The 778-nt window shown below is 29.8% G+C and carries 1 protein-coding gene; it reads right to left on the bottom strand.

The features are described from left to right. The coding region (gene istB, locus G7Y42_RS14885; protein ID WP_165007736.1) for an IS21-like element helper ATPase IstB at positions 1–716 on the bottom strand (716 nt) is incomplete at its 3' end. Between the last annotated feature and the right edge of the window lie 62 nt (positions 717–778).

The following is a 778-nucleotide window of genomic DNA, read 5'->3' as shown; positions in this document are numbered from 1 at the left end:
CGATAAGACTTTCCAGTAATTTGAATAATCTTAGCGTGGTGCACTAATCGATCGATTAGTGCATTTGTTAATTTTTTATCTTGAAAGGTTTCAGCCCATTGAGACAAAGGAATATTCGTGGTAATAATGGTCGATTTTTTTTCATAACGAAGATTAATTAACTGAAAGAACAATTTTGCCCCATCAGGAGTAAAAGGCAAATAACCAATTTCATCAATAATTAATAAATCGTAAGAAGCATATTTTTTTAACAATCGATCTAAATTTCCACGTTGATTTGCACGATTTAGTCGATTGACTAATTCATTGCTTAAAACAAAATGGCAAGAATAACCTTTGGTTATGGCTTCTAGTGTAATGGCAATAGCTAAGTGAGTTTTTCCCACTCCGCTATTTCCAATAAACAATATATTATTGTTTGTATCCATAAAGCGTAAGGTGCACAAATCTAAAATCTCTGTTCGATTAATCTTTGGTTGAAACCCAAAATCAAAGTCATTGATTGTTTTTTTAAATGGTAAATTCGCCTTTTTTAAACGATTTTCCTTTTGTCTTTCATTTCGTGAGTTTATTTCTTCCGTCATTAAATGATTTAAAGCTTCTACAAAACTAAGATTTTCTTGAACAATTGTATCGAGATATTCTGGTAAAATTTCTCTCGTATGTTTTAAATTCAAATCTTCTAATTTGTTTAGTAAATGATAGTAATTAGACATAATGATTCACCTCTATAATTCGTCATACGCTTGTAAATTTTCATCAACAAATCGTTCTAATT

This window comes from Enterococcus sp. ZJ1622 (genome assembly GCF_011038845.1).
In the GTDB taxonomy this organism is placed as follows: domain Bacteria; phylum Bacillota; class Bacilli; order Lactobacillales; family Enterococcaceae; genus Enterococcus_B.
The sequence above is the reverse complement of the archived record's forward strand: the minus strand, read 5'-3'. Positions and strand labels throughout refer to the sequence as shown.